The organism is Oceanobacillus salinisoli, assembly GCF_009733865.1.
Classification (GTDB): Bacteria; Bacillota; Bacilli; order Bacillales; family Amphibacillaceae; genus Oceanobacillus; species Oceanobacillus salinisoli.
Genome location: NZ_WOFB01000002.1, coordinates 313575 through 332364, shown reverse-complemented (window position 1 = coordinate 332364; position 18790 = coordinate 313575). Strand labels below are relative to the sequence as shown.

24 protein-coding genes, 1 tRNA gene and 1 riboswitch are annotated in these 18790 nt (G+C 36.6%); of the genes, 7 read left to right on the top strand and 18 right to left on the bottom strand.

Annotated features, from left to right (window positions below):
• The 11 genes from phnH to GMJ66_RS03380 all read right to left on the bottom strand — a co-directional run bounded on the left by phnH (window position 1) and on the right by GMJ66_RS03380 (window position 8619).
• On the bottom strand, window positions 1–597 hold the full coding sequence (gene phnH, locus GMJ66_RS03430) for a phosphonate C-P lyase system protein PhnH (protein ID WP_156288933.1): 597 nt from the start codon (window positions 595–597) through the stop codon (window positions 1–3).
• Window positions 598–621: 24 nt separating this feature from the next.
• Window positions 622–1044 carry a phosphonate C-P lyase system protein PhnG gene (gene phnG, locus GMJ66_RS03425; RefSeq protein WP_156288932.1) on the bottom strand — a complete coding sequence of 141 codons (423 nt, stop codon included), beginning with the start codon at window positions 1042–1044 and terminating at the stop codon, window positions 622–624.
• Between the two features lie 575 nt (window positions 1045–1619).
• The gene (locus GMJ66_RS03420) at window positions 1620–2348 is read right to left on the bottom strand and encodes a GntR family transcriptional regulator (RefSeq protein ID WP_331279657.1); all 729 of its coding nucleotides are present in this window, start codon (window positions 2346–2348) and stop codon (window positions 1620–1622) included.
• A 104-nt stretch (window positions 2349–2452) separates the two neighbouring features.
• Complete coding sequence (bioB, locus tag GMJ66_RS03415; RefSeq protein ID WP_156288931.1) at window positions 2453–3472, bottom strand: biotin synthase BioB; 1020 nt, start codon at window positions 3470–3472, stop codon at window positions 2453–2455.
• 85 nt (window positions 3473–3557) lie between these two features.
• Entirely contained in the window at window positions 3558–4136 is a 579-nt protein-coding gene (locus GMJ66_RS03410) for a biotin transporter BioY (protein ID WP_156288930.1), read from the bottom strand.
• A 397-nt stretch (window positions 4137–4533) separates the two neighbouring features.
• Window positions 4534–5400, bottom strand: a complete 867-nt coding sequence (locus GMJ66_RS03405) for an ABC transporter ATP-binding protein (RefSeq protein ID WP_197046589.1) — start codon at window positions 5398–5400, stop codon at window positions 4534–4536.
• 2 nt (window positions 5401–5402) lie between these two features.
• Complete coding sequence (locus tag GMJ66_RS03400; RefSeq protein WP_156288928.1) at window positions 5403–5801, bottom strand: GntR family transcriptional regulator; 399 nt, start codon at window positions 5799–5801, stop codon at window positions 5403–5405.
• A gap of 18 nt (window positions 5802–5819) precedes the next feature.
• Entirely contained in the window at window positions 5820–6569 is a 750-nt protein-coding gene (locus tag GMJ66_RS03395; protein WP_156288927.1) for a hypothetical protein, read from the bottom strand.
• A 23-nt stretch (window positions 6570–6592) separates the two neighbouring features.
• Window positions 6593–7081 (bottom strand): small multi-drug export protein, encoded by a 489-nt coding sequence (locus tag GMJ66_RS03390; protein ID WP_156288926.1) that lies wholly within the window; start codon window positions 7079–7081, stop codon window positions 6593–6595.
• Window positions 7082–7563: 482 nt separating this feature from the next.
• Complete coding sequence (locus GMJ66_RS03385) at window positions 7564–8181, bottom strand: class I SAM-dependent methyltransferase (RefSeq protein WP_156288925.1); 618 nt, start codon at window positions 8179–8181, stop codon at window positions 7564–7566.
• 120 nt (window positions 8182–8301) lie between these two features.
• Complete coding sequence (locus tag GMJ66_RS03380; RefSeq protein ID WP_197046588.1) at window positions 8302–8619, bottom strand: helix-turn-helix domain-containing protein; 318 nt, start codon at window positions 8617–8619, stop codon at window positions 8302–8304.
• Window positions 8620–8969: 350 nt separating this feature from the next.
• On the opposite strand from GMJ66_RS03380, the gene GMJ66_RS03375 reads away from it, so the two are divergent.
• On the top strand, window positions 8970–9155 hold the full coding sequence (locus tag GMJ66_RS03375) for an aspartyl-phosphate phosphatase Spo0E family protein (RefSeq protein WP_156288923.1): 186 nt from the start codon (window positions 8970–8972) through the stop codon (window positions 9153–9155).
• A 560-nt stretch (window positions 9156–9715) separates the two neighbouring features.
• On the opposite strand, the gene GMJ66_RS03370 is transcribed toward GMJ66_RS03375, so the two are convergent.
• Both GMJ66_RS03370 and GMJ66_RS03365 read right to left on the bottom strand, forming a co-directional pair.
• Entirely contained in the window at window positions 9716–10027 is a 312-nt protein-coding gene (locus GMJ66_RS03370; protein ID WP_156288922.1) for a DUF3892 domain-containing protein, read from the bottom strand.
• A 13-nt stretch (window positions 10028–10040) separates the two neighbouring features.
• Window positions 10041–10241, bottom strand: coding sequence for a gamma-type small acid-soluble spore protein (locus GMJ66_RS03365; protein ID WP_156288921.1), 201 nt, complete (start codon window positions 10239–10241; stop codon window positions 10041–10043).
• 164 nt (window positions 10242–10405) lie between these two features.
• Between GMJ66_RS03365 and GMJ66_RS03360 the strand changes: the two genes are divergently transcribed.
• On the top strand, window positions 10406–10666 hold the full coding sequence (locus tag GMJ66_RS03360) for a hypothetical protein (protein ID WP_156288920.1): 261 nt from the start codon (window positions 10406–10408) through the stop codon (window positions 10664–10666).
• Between the two features lie 91 nt (window positions 10667–10757).
• Here the strand turns inward: GMJ66_RS03360 and GMJ66_RS03355 are convergent, their stop codons facing one another.
• Together GMJ66_RS03355 and GMJ66_RS03350 are read right to left on the bottom strand one after the other, a co-directional pair.
• Window positions 10758–11099, bottom strand: a complete 342-nt coding sequence (locus tag GMJ66_RS03355; protein WP_156288919.1) for a hypothetical protein — start codon at window positions 11097–11099, stop codon at window positions 10758–10760.
• A 24-nt stretch (window positions 11100–11123) separates the two neighbouring features.
• Window positions 11124–12293: an MFS transporter gene (locus GMJ66_RS03350; protein ID WP_231514799.1), complete on the bottom strand. Its 1170-nt coding sequence runs from the start codon at window positions 12291–12293 to the stop codon at window positions 11124–11126.
• Window positions 12294–12506: 213 nt separating this feature from the next.
• Here GMJ66_RS03350 and GMJ66_RS03345 point away from each other — a divergent pair.
• From GMJ66_RS03345 to GMJ66_RS03335, 5 genes are all read left to right on the top strand, one after another.
• Window positions 12507–12579: transfer RNA gene (locus GMJ66_RS03345), tRNA-Val, on the top strand.
• A 122-nt stretch (window positions 12580–12701) separates the two neighbouring features.
• Window positions 12702–12868: riboswitch (M-box (ykoK) riboswitch) on the top strand.
• Between the two features lie 469 nt (window positions 12869–13337).
• A complete protein-coding gene (locus tag GMJ66_RS03340; RefSeq protein ID WP_331279656.1) occupies window positions 13338–14249 on the top strand; it encodes a magnesium transporter in 912 nt (303 codons plus the stop codon).
• Window positions 14206–14478 carry a magnesium transporter gene (locus GMJ66_RS20980; RefSeq protein WP_331279655.1) on the top strand — a complete coding sequence of 91 codons (273 nt, stop codon included), beginning with the start codon at window positions 14206–14208 and terminating at the stop codon, window positions 14476–14478. The genes GMJ66_RS03340 and GMJ66_RS20980 overlap by 44 nt, the downstream gene beginning before the upstream one ends.
• Entirely contained in the window at window positions 14468–14689 is a 222-nt protein-coding gene (locus GMJ66_RS20975; RefSeq protein ID WP_331279659.1) for a magnesium transporter, read from the top strand. The genes GMJ66_RS20980 and GMJ66_RS20975 overlap by 11 nt, the downstream gene beginning before the upstream one ends.
• Before the next feature lie 91 nt (window positions 14690–14780).
• Window positions 14781–15269: a C39 family peptidase gene (locus tag GMJ66_RS03335; RefSeq protein ID WP_156288918.1), complete on the top strand. Its 489-nt coding sequence runs from the start codon at window positions 14781–14783 to the stop codon at window positions 15267–15269.
• A 166-nt stretch (window positions 15270–15435) separates the two neighbouring features.
• Here the strand turns inward: GMJ66_RS03335 and GMJ66_RS03330 are convergent, their stop codons facing one another.
• From GMJ66_RS03330 to GMJ66_RS03320, 3 genes are all read right to left on the bottom strand, one after another.
• Window positions 15436–16659: an ATP-binding protein gene (locus GMJ66_RS03330; protein ID WP_197046587.1), complete on the bottom strand. Its 1224-nt coding sequence runs from the start codon at window positions 16657–16659 to the stop codon at window positions 15436–15438.
• A gap of 579 nt (window positions 16660–17238) precedes the next feature.
• Window positions 17239–18228: a catechol 2,3-dioxygenase gene (locus GMJ66_RS03325; protein WP_156288916.1), complete on the bottom strand. Its 990-nt coding sequence runs from the start codon at window positions 18226–18228 to the stop codon at window positions 17239–17241.
• Between the two features lie 328 nt (window positions 18229–18556).
• Window positions 18557–18748 carry a 4-oxalocrotonate tautomerase gene (locus GMJ66_RS03320; protein ID WP_156288915.1) on the bottom strand — a complete coding sequence of 64 codons (192 nt, stop codon included), beginning with the start codon at window positions 18746–18748 and terminating at the stop codon, window positions 18557–18559.
• Window positions 18749–18790 lie beyond the last annotated feature (42 nt).

Here is an 18790-nt window from a genome sequence, read left to right as displayed (position 1 = left end):
TCACATCCCTTCCATTACTACTGTCGTTGTTCGTGGTATACATGCGATATGGGAATAATCATCCGTAAAAACCAGATCAATACCCAGTGGATATTCTTTTACTCTTTCATTCCTTTCTTGCAGGAGGTGTTTATTCCAATCCAGGTGGAGATTCACCTCATGCTGTACCCCTGGACCTGTTAGGATGAACTTTTTTTCGTTGGTTATCATACTATTATTTTCTAATATCCATGTGGCTGATGTTTGCGGGTCTAGTAAAGTACCAATTTTACATTTTTTAATAGCATCGGCAATCTCTGACTCTTTTGTTCCACGAAGAACAAGAACATAATCCGCCTCGTCAATAGAAGCGTGTCTTGCCAACGTATATTCTGCTAATTGATTTGCTAGATTATGATGTTCTTCTGATACAACATGAAAGCTGACTTCTGCATCCAATAATGCCAACATAGTAAGAAAAGTTGCGTGATTACAAGGTAAATGATGGTCTTGTTGCTCCGAATCTATTTTCAGCGTGGAAATAGTCCCAGGCCGTGACATGCTATGCAGTATTTTACGGTATACCTCTTGCAAATCATGTACATAATCTATTTGCATTTCATTTCCTCCTACTCCACTATATTAAATATCCATCGTTTCAAAATTCACTTTCGTTTCCATTAATGCAGCCTGCTTTTTCACCTTTTTTTTGAGAATGGATTGTTCTTCTTCCAAAAGCCGTATTTCCCATTCATTTGTTATTGGCAATTTCGCTTTATACGCTGCATCAATAATAGCCAGATGTTTAGCGAGCTCATCTTTCATCCCTGCAACAATGCCTATTCCGATTTGCTGATTAATTTCTACTTTTGCTTCCGTTACGAGAACTTCACCAAGATAGAATAATGAATTTTTAGCTGATTCACGTATCTTCAACATCGTTAGGCCATACCTTGGGGATATGATTTCATTACACGGGTATTGTTCAAGGATACTTGCCGCAAATTCTTTTGCAACATGAGAATCTCCTTGAATAAGTATTTCTGTTCTCCTTCGTCTTTTCATTTTTTGCTGCAACCTCCTTCTCCATTTCATCGTAACTTGTCGCCAAGTTGCTGCGTATTAAAAAATCATAAATTATTTGTAAATGGAATTAACATTTTGTAAATAATAAAAAAACTCGTATTTGCTCGTCCTTTAGCGAATGTGGTAGTTTTTCTTATACTTTAGACATTAAAATTAGCTTCATCATTACTTTCCAAAAGCGGAACAAAGGAGCAAGTGCCCGTTTAGCGACGTACGGACTGCGCCTGGCCATGCCAGGTGGTTCGATGTTGCTGCGCGAAGCAGCGGTCTTAATCGAACATTCCACTGCCGCAGGAGATAAAGGAAACACGACTAACGAAGGGAGTCGATGTTGACTTTCACCGCAGGGGTATAAGTGCGACTAAGCCTCTGGTTTCACCAATCGGCAAGTCTTCTTTATCGTACGGAGGTGAAGGAAGTCTCGCTAGTCGCTGGGCGCTGGAGCTGGATGTGGCTACTTATAGTAATAAAAATTATCCACAGGTTTTACATTTTATAATTTCCTAAGCAACAAAAAAACAAGCACAACACTCGTTAAGAGTATTGCGCTTGTTCTAACTGTCCACAGTAATATCGTATTTAAAACGATCACTACGATATAATATTTTCGTATGTTCCAATACTTTTTTTGTTTGAGCATCAATACAATCACTTTCTACCACAATGAGTGGCACCATACTTTTACAGGAAAGCAGCTGCTGTTCCTTTGACGTTGGAAAAGTAATACTAAGTAGTGTTTTGGTGCTGGCAAATTGCTGAATGCCATGATTACGATAATAGGAAAACATCGAAAAAATCATTGGACCATCATCTTTAATCTTTGGAAATTTCGCTTCACTTACAAACGAATAATGAATAGCAATCGGTTCTTCGTTAATATAACGCAGCCTGCCAATTTGATAGACAGCATCATTTTTATCAGCATGTAAGATTTGATATATTTTTGGATCATAGATGATTTTTTGACAGCATATATTTTCGGTTCTTAAATCATAATTCATTTTCTCCATTTTTTCTGTAAAACTTGTTTTCCCTGTAAGCGGTAGCTGGATTTGAATCGATTTCTCTTTTAAATACCTCCCCTTGCCCTGTTTAGAATATATATATCCGCGCTCCTCCAATTTGGTTAATGCATTTCTCACTGTCATTCTTGGGACTTGATATGTATCTACCAGTTCATTTTCAGAAGGGAGTTTTGAACCTGGTGCCATTTCCTTCATAACGATTCGTTTCATTAAATCTTCTATGATGACCATCTCTTTATTTACAGGAATGAAAATCAACCTCCTAGGAACGATGGGGCTTCATGATAGCCTCGCCAACATTTTAACTATTACTATATTAACATAGGATGGAAAATTTACATTCCTTCTATATAAAATGATGGCTACTCATAAAAAGAAGCAAGAGAACTTTCCTTTTCTGGCACTTGAGTATAATCAATTTTAAATCCAAGGTCTTCAATCATTTCATGGTCAACGGTGCTTTCCTGACCCGCAGTTGTTAAATAATCCCCTACGAAAATAGAATTGGCAGGATATAGTCCGAGTGGCTGTAGGCTTCTTAAATTCACTTCCCTGCCGCCGGAAATACGAATTTCTTTGGTTGGATTAATATAGCGAAAAAGTGCCAATACTTTTAGGCAATAACTTGGATCCAATTCGTGCGTTCCTTCTAGCGGTGTTCCATCGATTGCATGGAGAAAGTTTACTGGAATCGAATCCGCATCAAGAACCTTCAGACTTCTTGCCATATCAATCACATCTTCTTCCTTTTCCTTCATTCCAACAATGACGCCAGAACATGGAGAAATTCCAGCCCGTTTTGCTGTATTAACCGTTGAAATACGGTCATCATAAGTATGGGAAGTTGTTATATTCGGATGATGTGCTTTTGATGTATTAATATTATGATTATATCGATCCACACCTGCTTCTTTTAGCTTTTCAGCCTGTTCCGGCTTCAGTATTCCCATACAAGCGCAAACTTTCAATTCATACTTTTGCTTTATTTCTTTCACAGCAGAAGTAACAGTATCTACTTCTCTGTTGCTTGGCCCTTTGCCACTGGCAACAATGCAATAAGTTCCCGCATTCATATGATTGGCCTGCTCTGCTCCTTTTAATAAGGTTTCTTTATTTACCATCGTATATTTTTGAACCGGTGCAGTAGATAAAGAAGATTGTGCACAGTACCCGCAGTTTTCCGGGCAAAGCCCTGATTTAGCATTGATAATCATATTTAATTTTACTTTATTTCCATAATAATGATTCCTGATTTTATAAGACCCATGCAACAATAATAGAAGCTGATCATTTGGGCAGTTTAGGATAGATAGTGCTTCCTCATCTGTTATATCCTCTCCAGCAATTACCCGCTCTGCCATGTCAAACCAATGAATAGACATTTCTATTTCCCCTTTTCTGTATAGATTTCAATTTTTAAGATTGGACAACTGATGATAACTTCTGCACGTATACACTATTTAATGGTCAAGCAATCGTTTGGCTTTCAACTTTATTTGCTTTATATACTTTCCCACGAATTCGATAGGCCAGACCGCCAGCTAATACAGAGAAAATTATATCTTTCGGCAATGGTGCGACCATCCATAACCATGCTATCGCATAGCTGAATCCTTCCGGTGCCCCAAACCATAATTGATAGGCAAAATACATCCAGTTCGTGCCAAATACGTAATTAATTGTCAATCCAATTAAAGCAGCAACTACAAAATTAGTACGAGTCGATTTCATTTCAATTATTTTCCCTACTGTATAAGCAACAAGAATGTTAGATAGAATAAAGCCAAACGTTGGACTGATCAGTGAGGATGGTCCTCCAGAGAACTGCGCAAAAACAGGTGCACCAGCCAGTCCAATTAAGGCATAGACCGTCATAGAGATTGCACCTAACCTGCTTCCTAAAATAAGTCCAGATAAAATACTAAAAAAAGTTGTTAATGTAATCGGTACTCCACCAATAACAATAAAAGAGGTAATATTTGCCCCAATTGCCATTAAAGCAGCAAACAAAGCCGCTAACGTAATATCAATCGCTCTTAACTTCATAAAACTCCTCCCCTTCTCAATGAAGCAGCGGGATGGTTCTTTTGCTTCGCTATGCCAATAAGCAATGCATCCCCCCACCTAGGCTTCCTTTTTTTACTTCCTTTTCTGAAAATATCATATTTTATTTCCACTATATTGTCAACCCCTTTTTTATTAAGTTGACAATAATGATAGTGTCATTCATTCCTGAAATAGTATAATGTTAGTTTTTTTCTATTAATAATATGTTAGGATAAAAATGGAATAACGTTTTCTTGTGATAAGAACAGTGAGACAATTTTTAAAGGGGACAATCGGAAGTTTTACATGGAAAAGGCACAATTAGCGGATTGTTCTGCTCTTTGTGCCTTTTTCTTTTCTTATGTAATTCACTCACAAATTTTTTGATTGTCAAATTTCAAGTTTCTATTAGATATTCGAAAACCTCTTCCATTGTTAGGCGTTGGGAATGACTAATAGAAACCTGCTTACTTTGCAATACTCTTTCTATTTTATGAGCGTTGTTTGTTACTACCTGTACAGGTGTATTTGTTGAAAACAGGATAACATTTGGATGATTAGCAAGTTCATCCGGAACACGGGAAACCCAAAGTTTTGCCCAGTTCTCATACACTTCATCTTTATTAAAAGAATAAATTATTTTACCAGCTTGCAATACGACAATGTCATCACAGAGCTGATTAATTTCATCAGCATTATGGGTGGCAATGATGATACTTCTTTCTCCCTCTTCCATAAATAATATCAAATCTTCTTTCATTTTCCGCTGGGAAACGATATCCACACCAGCCGTTGGTTCGTCTAATAAAAGTAAAGCAGAATCATGACTTAGAGAAAAAATGAATTCCACTTTTTTCTTTGTTCCTTTTGAACATTTCCCAAATTTCTCTTCCGTATTAATATTATACTTTTTGATTAAATGGTTAAACTGCTCTTTATTCCATGTCGGATACCAATAAGCAATCATTCCCGCTAATTCCTCAATTGTCAAATGGCCATAAGGATCAAGCAAGTCACCTGCAAATCCCACTTTTTGCTTTACTTCTATTTCATTTTTTTCTACATTTTTACCGAACAACAAAATTTGACCATTATCCTTCCTTAAAATATTCATCAATAATTTAAACAACGTACTTTTACCAGAACCATTTGCTCCAACCAACCCTACAACCATTCCTTGTTCCACTTTCAAATCCATTGGACCTAATTGGAAGTTCTGAAACTTTTTTTCTAATCCTATTACATCTAATAGTGAGATACCCATATTCATCCCCCATTTTCTTTAAAATTCCGCTTGATAACCTCTTTAAAAATCTGATGCATTTCTTCCTTGGTGCAGCCGACTTGCTTCCCCTGATCCACTGCTTTTTCAAAGGCATCGTAAACCACTTTTTGTTTTGTTTCTTGTTTAATAACCTTTTCAATCTCCCTTACGAATGTACCTTTTCCCTGAACCGTTTTAATAAAGCCACCAACTTCCAAATTTTGATAAGCCCTCCTGGTCGTAATCACACTACAGCCTAAATCACTTGCTAAAACCCTTATAGATGGGAGTGGAGTTTCAGGCGGGAGCTGCCCACCAATAATTAGTGTTTTTATTTGATTTTCTACTTGGTGATAGATCGGAACTCTACTCTCTTCAGACACATGAATTGGTAATTTCATGACTGCTCCCTCCCCCTTCTATACATAGTCTCGCTTCTTTAGCCGAATCGTAAGTAATTTATTCCAAATATAACACCCAAATCCACCCATAACGAGAGAGAGAATAGCAAGTGGCCAGCCGGCATTTTTTGTATAATAGAGAATCATCTCTACTACTCCTTGGCCCGTGTAATTGTAGAAATTCAGAATAAAGATGAGAAATAAACCGAAAAATATAAATGGAAACAGATGCAATACTTTCCCATTCGTCCCATACTCAATAAATGGATTTATGCCCCCTACTGCTAACGCATACCCAAACCAAATAAAGATAAATATCAAAAACTCGCCAGTGGAAATAAAATCATAAAATGTACTGGACATTCCTATTAAAACAAAAACTATACTTAAGTAAAATGCACTGGACATTATAAGCAATATGATGAACATGACAATGGTTCGACTGAATGCTAATACATTAACCGGAATTGGCAAGGAACGAAGAAAAGCCATGCGCTTGCTATATGGGTCCTCCTTTATTGTTTGTAAAGTTAAATAGGGCTTAGCCATGAAAATGGTTGCAAAAGCTGGTGTCAAACCAAGAAATATCAAATCCAGCAGAAAGCAATTATAGGATGTTGCATGGTCTTCAAACATCTTAACAGCAGAATCAGCAAGTAACATTCCTGTACTGCCACCGACAAAGACAGTAAATAACAGCGATAAAGCGATAGCAGACCAATGATGCTTTAACTCCTTTTTAGCCAACCAGAATGCATCCTGAAACATTCAATTCCCTCCTTATAAATTGTTTATTGTTCTATGTCAAAATAATTAATAAATCCACGCTCTTCTAAACCCAAGAAATCGATTCCCAGTAATATTAGTATGGTGAAAACGAAGCCCCACGTAATAATGCTTGCTGTCATCCAATAGAATGTTTTTCTTTTTGTTCCTCCAAACGTAATGCTCATTAATGCTGTTAGATGACTCCCTACCACCAATGGACCAAGCATTGCTAATCCAGGCAGACCATATTTCCCCCATAACTTTTGTGCACGGACCGATCGTTTACTCGTTTTTTCATCATTGTTCCCTTTCCGTTTCTTTCGCCAATTCTTTATTTGATTAATGAAAACAATAACCAGCAGGACGGTAGCAATATTACCAACAACCCCAAGTACCATCACAGGCAGTACAGATAATCCTGCAATGGTCGCAACCGGAATTACTCCATAAGCCTCAAATAATGGAATTGCAGCTAATACAAAAACTGAAACATATGCAACGAAAATATTCATGAATCTCCCATTCCTCCCCAGTGTTATAGTGTATATATCTATATAAACACTATAACACATAATTAACACAATGATACCCTCAAAATTTGACGAACATATGCATGTAAAAAAACACTGTTTCTATCCAGAACATGGATGGAAACAGTGTTTTTTTGCACCTATTACAAATTTAATTGTAAGTTACTTCCTAGTAATAAATAAAAGACATCACTAGGGGTACCTGTCACTTCCCGAAATTTGTCGAAATTATTGAATGTGGTGCTTAGGTTGAACAGCATGGTATTTCTTAATGTGATACAAAGCGGTTAAATGTTTTTGATATAGAAATTGTTCTCAAAATATAATATATACAGATAGACAGAGCCACTGTAAGAACTATTTAAGGTGTTATTAATTTTTTAAGGCTGATAGATTTAGACTGTTTTTTTACAGGTAATTTGTTTCTTCTAAAAGTGTGCTTTTTTCAAGCTAATATCCTCTAATTAACCTTGTTTCTGTATAATTATTTTCCTATACATTCCACCTAGCATAACTGGTTTATCCTCTATAACCCTTAAATCATCTTTATATTTTTCGAACAGCGTTTCAAAGTTAAGTCCTATATCTGTTCCTAATACTTTTATTATTGGTCTCATAAGTCTTTTTCCCAGAGAAGGTCGAATGCCTGAAGAAAATTTGTCAAAAATAATTAATTTTCCTCCAGGTTTTAACACTCTGATCATTTCCTGAAAACATGTATTGGCATTAGGGACTACAGAAAGAATTAAGCTTCCTGCCACCATATCAAACGAATGGCTTTCAAAACTCATATTTTGGGCATCCATTTTTATAAATTTAATAGTTGACGAACTAAATTTTTCTCTTGCCCGTTCTAACATAGCTTCCGAAAAATCAATAGCCGTAATATCTAATTCTGTATCATTAATCAGCTCTAAATCAGCACCTGTACCAACACCAACAAATAATATTTTAGAATTACGTTTAAAATCGATTCCCTGAAATGTTTTCTTTCGTGCTTTCACAAACATCCCTGAGTTAAAAAATTTATCATACACAGGAGCCCAAATACGATATATTACCCTATTCCAATTATTATTCATCCCTCTCCCCCTAACAAGTGCCTGTTACTTCCCGAAATTTGTCGAATGATTTTTCTGTGTAAAGATTATAGCAACGAGTATTTATATGGTAGAATATCCTTGGCGCAAGGTAGACTGCCTTTAATTTTTTAATACGATTTCTATAAATTCAGTAAGCTTTCTCCTTGCTTCCGGACTTAACTCTTTCAACATAACAACAAGCTGTATCAAATCAGCAGGAATGTCTTGCAATTCATCTGAGAAAAATGTAGAAAGATCTGTATCTAAAGCAGTTAATATCTTATCTAACATTTCAATATCCGGTATTGCCTTCCCATTTTCAAAACGACTTATATAAGATTGGGAGACATTTACCTTGCTAGCAAGTTCTTGAGTGGTATAGTTTTTAGCTTTTCTAAGTAATTTTAATTGATTTCCTATTTTATATTTATCTATCATACAATACTCCTTCATCAACCTACAAAATTTGATAAACATTGTTTAAATCTGACTTTTTAGAACTAATAGTCATATTTCTGTTTACATTTATGATTATATGTAATAAAATATAGCTTGTTAGGATTAAATCGTTTTCTATCGAAGAGAAAGAGTAATGTATGTTCAATAGAACCTTTACACTTGAAACATTATAATCAAGATGAATGGAGGGATTTATTCGACAGAATGCTCCTAAATCATGTAGGAAAGCAAGATTTATGTTCGGATTATAGGACTTTTGGCACAGTTCGAAATAATTATAATACATACATGTTTCGATTATCAAATCAAATCCATCCCGGAGGTATCCAATGAGTGTTAATTATAAAGAAAAGAAAGATGAATTATTAAAAAGCATCGATAAAAAAAGAAATGATATGTTTGAAATTGTTAGCATATATGGAATTAACAGCGAAAAAACATTAGCATACAGTCAGGATTTGGATCAACTGATCGTGCAATACCAGAAAATCGACGGTTCTAAAAAATCTCTCTAATATGTTGGTTAAAAAGAAAGGTTTCTTCTCATTATCCAGAAACCTTTCTTTTCTTCTCATACTCTTTTTGCACGTTAGGAAAGTATAAAGGTTTAGCAAGAAGTAGTATCGGCACAATTAAAATTTTAAGGTACTAAGTATAAGAAAAACAGGCCCATTCGCTAAAAGACGAGCGAATGCGAGTTTTTCTAACAAGTTAGATCAGTGTAAAAATTGATGCATGAAGCTAAAATCTTAACGTCCAAAGTAAGAAAACTTTCTCTTAAACTGAAGTAACCTCAACGAATCCATTGGTACCTGTTACTCCCCGAATTATATAACATTTTGTCGAATCACTCAACTTATCGCCGTCCTGGTGCCTGTTACTTCCCGGAATTTGTTGAATCTGTTTGGCTCTGTCACCTAATAGTTTAGTAAATCTTCCATCCATCATTTACCGGGTATTGTTCACGAATAAATAATATAGAATTGATAAATAGTACCTCAAGCTGCAACTAAGCATCAAATAATGAAAAATCGCACAAAAATATAGCCCCCAAACATGATGGGGGCCTTCCACTTTAAAACAATGGCAAATTATCCAAATTATTCTCTTTGACTCCATCTGGTTCACTGCGAATAATATCCCTGCCATACTTATGAAACACATCAACATGGGCAAGATGTCCTGCCTTTGCTTCCTCTAATGCAGCGACATAATCCAATTCTCGACCAGTATCTGTTTTAAAAGCGATGATATCACCACTGTCATTTTTTCGTACTGCAATGATTTGCTCTTTTCCATTGTTATCACTTGTTCCACCATCTATAATTTGCTGCTCACTCTGTTCCCTGTACTCGTTATATATTTGTTCAAAATCTTTTTCAGGCATAGCTCAAACCTCCTTATTTTGATTGCTTTGGGTTAATCTTTTTTCGAACCTCTTGTGGATTGGTATCACTGTATACTGACGTACCTCTCCCACCTGTTGTATTAGCAATCAATGCTTTCACTTCATTATAAGATAAGCCCGACTCTGCATTTTTCCTTTTAACTTCTTCAATATCTGTACCTGTAACTGTATAGTTATGATTGTTTTCTTCCATGATATACTCCCTCTTTTTGCTTATTATTTTGTACCATTTATAACGTTTTACACGGTCAAACCTAAATAAACATTTTAAAAAAAAGCCCCCCTAAATAATGAATAAAATCATAATACTTCTGTAAAATAAGGGGGACTTTTTTATTACAAAGGAGAGATCACATCATGACAACACAGCAAGCACAACAAACCTTACAACAAATTGCACAAATTGCCCAGCAGCTTGAGCAAAACGAGCAGCAAAATGCACAAGCATTACAACAACAAGCTCAGCAAGGTGGACAGACACAAATGCAGCAAGGCCAGCAACAAGGCGGAGCAAACATGTCTGACATGACCATGTCCATGAGAGAGCGCAATGCAGCACAGCAATTACAACAAATACAGCAACTTGTTCAACAATGCCAGCAGCAACTAACCCAATAAGGTGCCTGTCACTTCCCGGAATTTGTTGAATTTTGTCGAACTAGGCACCGAAGAGGCTGAACCTTCTAGCGAGGTTCAGCCTCTTTCACACCTACTCTTCCTCTATTTTATATCTCAAAAAATCATAGTTGGAGGTTGGTACTCTCTTGACAACCACCCCGTTTTCATCTTCGTAAATTTCATACTCCCTGTACTGCTCTATCATGTATCCGTCTACTTCTTTTGTTTCTTCCAGAACATATTCTAAAGATGAGAAAGTTGGTATACTAACCTCTTCTGCTTGAGCAACAGCTTCTTCCGATTCCTCCATAGCTGGATTGGAATCAACATGGAGATCAGGTGTAAAACCGTGATACGAGTCCGATGGTGTTTCCATATAGGCAACCAAACCAAGTATCGCAACAATTCCAATAAAAGGAAACATTTTCTTCATTTCTTTCCTCCTCTTCTATTCGATTTAATAAGGTATTCTGGACTGAGCCGGCCTTGGTGTTCGTAATTTATTATAGCCGACTATGGTTAATACGAGCATCCCTATTAAAAAGGCAATAAAATACGGGGAAATCACTTCCCGTATAATTCCTGTTAAAAACGAACTAACAATCATACCTAAAGAATATACCGCTGACATTACTCCAAATGCCCTTCCATGCCCTTCCCTTGAAACGGCGTCTGTAAGCGCAGTTGCCATCGCAGGCATAATAATTCCAAAGCATAGGCCGATTAAAAACAAAAGCAATCCTAATGAAAGGAGCGAATTGAATAAAGCAAATAAACCCATACACATACCAAACAATCCAAACATCAACCGTTTCACCGGATCAAATCGATTGATAAAAAATAAGGACAAAGATAAAAATGTTCCAATACTTAAATAGCTGAATAAACGTCCTGTGTTAGCAGTAGAAAGTCCCTGTTCAACCGTCAAATAAGGCACTTCATAAATAATCACACCATGAATATACATCACAGCAAACCCCGTCATAAAAACAATCTGAAGACTAGGCATTCCCAGTACATGTTTCAAACTTAATAATTTCGGATTGCTATCCCTCTTCACCACAACAACTTGTCTATCTTTTAAAAATCCTATCGTATAAACAGCAGTTAAAATCAATGCGGTTCCTATAACAAAATAAGCATTGGCATATCCTATCCAAACACCCAATTGCCCGCCAATTAACGGAGCTATGATGCTTGCGATGGTTCCAAGAATTCCATTAATTGCCATGTTCTTTCCTTGCTGCTCGCTATTCGCTGCATAACCGGACAATAAAGCCATTGCAGCAGGGATTAAAAATGCCAACGAAAATCCATTTAATGCTCGAAGGATTAATAAACTTGCAGAATTCGATACCAGGCCATGGCCAATAAACAGCATACCTGATGCAAAGAGTGGTAACGTAATAAAAATTCTCTTGCCAAAACGATCCACCAAAGGCCCTGCAATTAAATTCCCTGTTAAATTTGCCAACGAAGAAACACTCAGCATAATACCAATTAAAACACTTGATGCACCTATCATCGCCGCATATGGGGTGAAAATAGGAGACTGAATACTCATGATCAAACTAATGAAGAACATAATAATAAAGATATGTGATTTATCTACAGTTGCTTCTCTCAATATTTTTCACCTCTGAAGACATTGTATGCTGGAGATGAAAAAATAGACGAGCTTTAAATTTGAATTTTTTGTTAACATGTAAATAAAGAGAATTTTACGGTATGTTGGGTGATTTAAGCTAAACGTGCTGACATTAATACAAATTTATAATTCTAAAAATATATTGACAGATCACCTAAAATCTATTATAGTAAATAATACTATTTATAGTACGATTCCGTAGCTCAGCTGGGAGAGCATCACCTTGACAGGGTGGGGGTCGCTGGTTCGAGTCCAGTCGGAATCATTCACCTAAAAGCCTGAACCTCTTACCTTACAAGAGATTCAGGCTTTTCCAATCTACACCAATCACTTACTTCAACATGATTGACAAACTAAATCTTTTTGATTAAAGTAAGATTAACAAATTTAATACCTCGTTAGGTGAGGCTCCTGTGCAGGAGATACGCTGCTGCCCAAAAATGTCCAAAGACGCCAATGGGTCAACAGAAACCATCGACATAAGGTGGTTTTTAATGTAGCTGGATAAAATCCTATGCCGCACAGTGCTAAAGCTCTACGAATGGAGGAAACTCGGATATTTTTGTTCTGAAATTTATTCAGCTCGTTCTATTGAGATTTGAAACACCTTCCATTCGTGGGAGGTGTTTTTTATATTACTAGGAAAGGAAGTGAGGATGGCATGGACAGTTATCCAGAACCCAGTTCGTACACCTGTAACATTTTTCAAAAAAGAATAATCACATCGGAGGCCATTCTCTCTTCCACAAATTAATTAATTGCCTCCGATAAGAAAAGCGCAAGCGCCCGTTTAGCGACGTACGGACTGCGCCTGGCCATGCCAGGTGGTTCGGTGTTGCCGCGCAAAGCGGTGGTTTTAACCGAACAGTCCCCGTAGGAGATAAAGGAAACACGACGAACGGAGTGAGTCGATGTTGACTTATCGTACGGAGGTGAGGGAAGTCCGCTAGTCGCTGGGCGATGGAGCTAGACACCAAAGCGCAAATTTATACTTTCTTATCTTTTTAAAAAGGAGGATTACTAATGATTAAATTAGGTATAAAAGACCATAAATCATACACGCAAGACATTATCAAATCACTGCAAAAAGAGGATTCCACATTATTTCGTGATATATTTTTGGAGATGCACCCGTCTGATCGAACAAAGATATTTATGACGATGGATGAAAAACAGCGCCATCTAATCTATCAATATCTAACTCCTTATGAATTTTCTGAGGTCTTTGAACAGCTCGACATAAACAAGCAAAAGGAAATTTTTTTAGAACTGAATGATATATATTCGACCGAAATGTTTAACTATATGAAAGCTGAGAATATTGCTTACTTCTTACAGGAACTACCGGGGGACAAAGCCAAAGAATTCCTTCAAAAAATGGACAAAATGATAGCTGCTGAAGTATCCTATCCATTAAAAACTGCTGGTTCGATTATGACCAAAGAGGTTTTCCGAATTACTTCCAATGATACAGCTTCCTCTGTCATCGAAAAATTGCGAAATGAAGTAGCCGATGTCGAGGGGATTTATTATCTTTATGTTATCAATGAAGATGAAAAATTAGTAGGGGTCATTTCATTAAGAAAACTAATTACAGCAAAGGAAAATGAAACAATTGAAAATATAATGAGTACAAATGTTGTCTCAGTGGATGTCAAAATGGAACAGGAAGAGGTTGCACGCCTTATTAAGAAGCATGGTTTTTTAGCGGTACCAGTTGTTTCAAAAAACCGAACACTAGTCGGAATGGTTACAGTCGATGATGTAATAGATGGGATGGAGCAAAAGACGACTAATTTTGATGAAATATCCACCTCAAAAGGAAGCACAGATGCAAATGTTAGTGCCTTTACTGCCGCACGAAAAAAGAGTGCCTTGGATTATTTTACTTATGTTTTTTGGACTAATCACAGCAGAAGTAATAGGAAAGTTTGAAGAAACACTGGAAGCTATCGTCTTACTTGCCGCATTTATTCCACTAATTATGGATTCTGCTGGAAATACGGGTACACAATCTCTAGCCGTCACTGTTCGAGGATTGGCACTGGGCACCATTCAAAATGGCGGCATCAGAAAAATGATACGTAGAGAATTTGCTACCGGAGCGATGTTAGGACTTATTTGTATGGTTGTACTGGGCGTTATGATAACGGATATTTTATGAAGGCAATATCCTACTTGCTGTCATTGTTGGAGTTTCCATTTTATGTACGTTAAGTATAGCAACTATTGTAGGTTCAATTGTACCTCTAATTATAAACAAATTAAACGTCAATCCTGCCATTGCCTCTGGTCCTTTTATTACAACTATAAATGATATTTTAGGATTACTCATCTATTGCTCCATCGCAAATGCAATGCTGGACTATCTATAGAATTTTCCTTAAAAAGAATCGAAAAGAAGCAATCCTACTCTTTACATTTAATAGTATAATAGAAGATAAAATATAAAAAGGAGAACGAACAATGATCCTATTAAACGTACCAATTATCAGTCAGCAGCCTGAATTACCAACTGGATGTGAAATTACCGCAGTAACGATGATGCTTCAGTACAAAGGTGTAGACCTAGATAAATTAACCCTTGCCAAAGAAATGCCTAGACATCCAGAGGATCCAAACCTCGGATATGTCGGTGACCCATTTACACCCGAGGGCTGGACGGTTTATCCCCCCGCCCTAATCAACTTAATAGAAAAATATGCTGGTAGTGCCATAGATCTTACGGATACTAGTAACGATAAGCTGGAAGAATATTTATCTAATGATAAACCAGTAGTTGTATTGGTGGCATCCATGCATGGTTTTACGGTTCACGCTTTAACATTAACAGGCTTTGATGAGGATCATTATTATTATAATGACCCCTGGACTGCTGAAAAAGATGTCAAAATTACGAAAGAGATATTTCATAAAATCTGGGAAGGTCAAAACAAAAGGGCCGTTTCTTTCTAACATCTTAGAACATATTTTACTTATTAAAATATTAATGTAAAATGTTTGGCTATTGCCATCCCCTTGGCAGTAGCCTTTGACAATCATAATAAATGGCCTATCTATACAACTAAAAGAAGATATCTAGACCGATTGTTCGCATCATCTTTGTTTCTCATAAAATCTATTAAGGCTTCTTAAATAATAGACCGACGCTAGTACCAGTATGATCACTCTTCAAAAATAATCGATGGCTAATCCGCGACATTAGGTTAAACCCCTGCCCCAGAGTGGAACCGGTAGAAAACCCATTTACCAGCAATGCTTTAGGGAGGTTTTTTAAAGCAATTCCTTTCCCTTGATCATGCACTGTTATTAAAATCTCATCATCGGATTCTCTTAATTGAATTTCCCCATCCGTAGAATACTTTAATGCGTTTGTAGCAGCTTCTTGGACGGCAAGGAGAATTCCATACTGTTGTTTATCCGTTAAGTTATAATTATTGATAACTTCTTTTATGCTTTCCCTAATAGGAGTTAATTGCTTTTTATCAGTTAACTGATACCTTTCCTTTTCCTGATATTCCTGGAGTAATTCGTCCATTTCCGTACTATTTTTTAACAGGACCTTCCCTTTTGTAATCGATTGAATAACCTCTTTATAATTTTCCCATTGTTCTTGCAGTAACCGTTTTTCCTTATTCACTAAATCGGTGACATCAAATGTCAGGCATCCACCTGTTTGATAGCCAAAAGGAACTGCATGAACATCAATATAACGGCCATCTGGATCAATAATGACATCCCTGGTCGGTCCTTTTTCTTTAAACGACTTTTGCATTAAATCGGTTAATGTTTCTTCATCCAATAATGGGGATTTTTCTCCACTTAATTGTTTAAGATGTCCCTTTTCATACTTATAGGTGGATCCGACCATTAATTCGTCAAGCAATTGCGATTTAAATAATTCTGTTTTCAAATCTTCTCTTATTCTAGTTTTAACTTCCTCTTCAAGATCTTCTGTCAAGTTATCAATAATCTCTGTTTTTTCCATAAATAAATATTCGTATTCATCTCTGGTAAGTCGTTTGTCTGATTTCTCTTCTCTATTAACTATAACGATATCGAATGCAATTAAATGTTCCAATCCTTTATGGTAGACTGGTGACAAATGTGCATTTATTTTACCATTTATAGATATTTTATATTCTTTTTTCGGAGCATCAGTTTCTATCAACATTCCCACCCGACTGATTGCGTGTAATTTCCCAGAATAACTGCCGCCGCCATCCAGACTTTGTAATTTGACATTTATAGGCGGATTGACTTTCTTGCGGAACCTTCCTCCACCGATTAATTCCAAACAATTCGTGCAGTCTTTGTTTGACGGACAATCGTTACAGTAATCCATTTTGATCCCCTCCATTCGATAACCTTCTCATGTTATCGAATAAATTTAGAAAGAAGAAAACAACATTATCTCTATCTGCAAAAATAATGCTATATACCTATCTGACGACATAATATATAGTAACAAATAACTATATAATTATTATACCTTATGCTACTTAAAAAGAACATTATATTTATTATCTCCTATTAATTATACACTAAAAGTGCGAAAACTTATAAGAAAGGCGCAAGCGCCCGTTTAGCGACGTACGGACTGCGCCTGGCCATGCCAGGTGGTTCAATGTTGCTGCGCAAAGCAGCGGTCTTAATTGAACATTCCACTGCCGTAGGAGATAAAGGAAACACGACGAACGGAGTGAGTCGATGTTGACTTATCGTACGGAGGTGAGGGAAGTCCGCTAGTCGCTGGGCGATGGAGCTAGACATCAACGCGCAAATTTATACTTTCTTAACTTATTAAAAAATACACTAAAAATGAAGTGTCCGTAATCCAAAAATAACAAGTTTCATCATTAAACGAAAAATCATCCCACTTCTCTCAATTAGGAAGTGGGATGATCTATAATCATAGCCATTCTTATTTTGATGATGGTACAGGTGATTTCACTTGTGGAGTTCCATATTTAAAGTAGGAATCCGGTAATGGAGCCCCATAGAATATAATTGCTTGCTCCACTTGATCTTCTGTCCAGGTTACTGGCTTCCAATCTGGGTCAAAGATTAAATATCCGGAATCGCCAAATAGTTCTACACGATTTCCTCCAGGTTCAATGACATACATGCACATCGCTTGAGATACCCCATGCTTCAATGGGCCTGCTTCAATTTTAATTCCATTTTCAGTTAATAATTCAGACAAGTCATGTAAATGCTGCGGGAAGCCATACCAGAAAGCAACGTGATGAAGTCGTCCCAGTCCCTTCTCAGAAGTACCTTGGTCACCCATTAAGGCTAGTTCATGAACTAACGGACTAACACTTAACCAAGCACCAATTTCTCCTCCGTCATTTTTTACGACATGCTCCCTTAAGTTAAATCCTAATTCATCCATCACAAAGTTTTTATTAACAGTAACATCACTGGACAGTAAATTCACATGATCAATCCGACGAACTGGTACCCCTTTGTTCGGGCGTTTTTGCGGTCGATTATTTAATACGGTTACTTGATTTTCTGGCGCCTGATAATAGTCAATATCCCATAAAATTTCCATATTATGGTTGTCAGGAGTTACAAATTGGTAAGCTGCACCATGACCAAGATCCCCATCAATCCATCCTTTCCCAGCTCCGGATTTTTCAAGGTCTTTCACGCGTCTTTCTAATGCATTCTTTGAACTAGCCCTCCAGCTTATATGCCCTAAGCCCGCTTCCTTTCTTTCCGTTACTTTTAGCGAATGATGATAAAAGTCCTCATAAGAACGGAGATAAACGGATTGCCCTTCTCTGGCTGTTTCTGACATACCTAATAATTCTTTAAAGAACCATAGTGTGCCCTCCGGATCCGGAGTAAAAATCTCCACGTGAGCTAATTGAGCAACATCAAACCTCTTTAATTCGTTTTCCATGACACAATTCCCTCCTATTTTTCTACTCCTAATGATAACGTTTTCATTAAATCTAAAAAAATATAGATTCATAGAAATGTTATACAAGGAATAGTTCTTAATGTTTATTATATATAAGTCAATCGTAATAGGAATCTAGTTGTTCCTCTATGCGCAACATTCTAAAAATTTTATAAAAAATTCTGCATTTTAGGATGGGACAAAAATGTTTTAGTTAAGAAAAATCCGAACTATGATTTAAAATCTTTATTTAGAAATCAATTTAGTTCGGATTTTTTTATAAGACTGCATTTTAAGACATTGGTACAGCGGTTACTCGTTTCACCGATTATCTCCCTAAATTTTTAGCACTGGTTCCACCAATGCCCCAATGTGTTTTAGGTATTTCGGTTACAATCACCCGTACATTTTCTTTTGGAGCCCCCAGTGTTTCACTAACCGTATCTGTCACATTTTTCATTAATGCATCAATTTTTTCCTGTGATCTGCCTTCCATAATTTGAATATTAACGAGTGGCAAGTCCATCCCCCCTTGTCGATATAAAGAAAATTTCCGTTTCAC

Coding starts and splice junctions, on each gene's coding strand:
- phnH (WP_156288933.1), bottom strand. CDS start 597: ATGCAAATAGATTATGTACATGATTTGCAAGAGGTATACCGTAAAATA.
- phnG (WP_156288932.1), bottom strand. CDS start 1,044: ATGAAAAGACGAAGGAGAACAGAAATACTTATTCAAGGAGATTCTCAT.
- bioB (WP_156288931.1), bottom strand. CDS start 3,472: ATGTCTATTCATTGGTTTGACATGGCAGAGCGGGTAATTGCTGGAGAG.
- GMJ66_RS03410 (WP_156288930.1), bottom strand. CDS start 4,136: ATGAAGTTAAGAGCGATTGATATTACGTTAGCGGCTTTGTTTGCTGCT.
- GMJ66_RS03405 (WP_197046589.1), bottom strand. CDS start 5,400: ATGGGTATCTCACTATTAGATGTAATAGGATTAGAAAAAAAGTTTCAG.
- GMJ66_RS03400 (WP_156288928.1), bottom strand. CDS start 5,801: ATGAAATTACCAATTCATGTGTCTGAAGAGAGTAGAGTTCCGATCTAT.
- GMJ66_RS03395 (WP_156288927.1), bottom strand. CDS start 6,569: ATGTTTCAGGATGCATTCTGGTTGGCTAAAAAGGAGTTAAAGCATCAT.
- GMJ66_RS03390 (WP_156288926.1), bottom strand. CDS start 7,081: ATGAATATTTTCGTTGCATATGTTTCAGTTTTTGTATTAGCTGCAATT.
- GMJ66_RS03385 (WP_156288925.1), bottom strand. CDS start 8,181: ATGAATAATAATTGGAATAGGGTAATATATCGTATTTGGGCTCCTGTG.
- GMJ66_RS03380 (WP_197046588.1), bottom strand. CDS start 8,619: ATGATAGATAAATATAAAATAGGAAATCAATTAAAATTACTTAGAAAA.
- GMJ66_RS03375 (WP_156288923.1), top strand. CDS start 8,970: ATGAGTGTTAATTATAAAGAAAAGAAAGATGAATTATTAAAAAGCATC.
- GMJ66_RS03370 (WP_156288922.1), bottom strand. CDS start 10,027: ATGCCTGAAAAAGATTTTGAACAAATATATAACGAGTACAGGGAACAG.
- GMJ66_RS03365 (WP_156288921.1), bottom strand. CDS start 10,241: ATGGAAGAAAACAATCATAACTATACAGTTACAGGTACAGATATTGAA.
- GMJ66_RS03360 (WP_156288920.1), top strand. CDS start 10,406: ATGACAACACAGCAAGCACAACAAACCTTACAACAAATTGCACAAATT.
- GMJ66_RS03355 (WP_156288919.1), bottom strand. CDS start 11,099: ATGAAGAAAATGTTTCCTTTTATTGGAATTGTTGCGATACTTGGTTTG.
- GMJ66_RS03340 (WP_331279656.1), top strand. CDS start 13,338: ATGATTAAATTAGGTATAAAAGACCATAAATCATACACGCAAGACATT.
- GMJ66_RS20980 (WP_331279655.1), top strand. CDS start 14,206: ATGTTTTTTGGACTAATCACAGCAGAAGTAATAGGAAAGTTTGAAGAA.
- GMJ66_RS03335 (WP_156288918.1), top strand. CDS start 14,781: ATGATCCTATTAAACGTACCAATTATCAGTCAGCAGCCTGAATTACCA.
- GMJ66_RS03330 (WP_197046587.1), bottom strand. CDS start 16,659: ATGGATTACTGTAACGATTGTCCGTCAAACAAAGACTGCACGAATTGT.
- GMJ66_RS03325 (WP_156288916.1), bottom strand. CDS start 18,228: ATGGAAAACGAATTAAAGAGGTTTGATGTTGCTCAATTAGCTCACGTG.